Source organism: Massilia mucilaginosa (genome assembly GCF_011682145.1).
GTDB lineage: Bacteria > Pseudomonadota > Gammaproteobacteria > Burkholderiales > Burkholderiaceae_D > Telluria_A > Telluria_A mucilaginosa.
On record NZ_WHJH01000181.1, the window covers coordinates 1 to 635 of the forward strand.

Genomic DNA, 635 nt, shown 5'->3' on the forward strand with positions numbered 1-635 from the left:
GTTTTTTACAAACCAGACCGCGGTACGCGCTACGAGCACATCAACGGTTTGTTCAGCGAATCAATCAACTGGGAACTGATCGAAATCCATCTGCCGGACATGCTGCGCATCGCGCTATCCATCAGGGCGGGCAAGCTCACCCCATCGACGATACTGCGCCGATTGGGCACGGCGAGCCGGAAAAACAAGCTGTATTTTGCGTTCCGCGAGCTCGGGCGGGTCGTGAGGACTGATTTCCTCCTCAAATATATTGGAGACGTAGAGTTGCGTAAAACGATCCAAGCCGCGACCAATAAGAGCGAGGAATTCAACCAGTTCATCAAGTGGCTGTTTTTCGGCAACCAAGGCATCATCGCCGAAAACGTGCGTCACGAGCAGCGCAAAGTTGTGAAATACAATCAGTTGGTGGCCAACCTGGCCATCCTTCACAATGTCGAGGCGATGACGGGTGTATTGAAGGAAATGCAGGGGGAGGGGTTGCCGATCGATGAAGAAATCCTTGCCGGCCTTGCGCCCTATAGAACCGAGCACATCAATCGGTATGGCGATTACACCTTAGACTTGGAAAGAAAGCTGCCGCCAATGAACTACAAAACCAAGATTCTTCAATAATTCAGTCACTTACAGCTCAATTT

At 51.0% G+C, this 635-nt stretch carries 1 protein-coding gene; it reads left to right on the forward strand.

What is annotated here, in order from left to right; genetic code table 11:
* A partial coding sequence (locus F2P45_RS34390) for a Tn3 family transposase (protein ID WP_166882680.1) occupies positions 1 to 612 on the forward strand: 612 nt, incomplete at its 5' end.
* Positions 613 to 635: the final 23 nt, after the last annotated feature.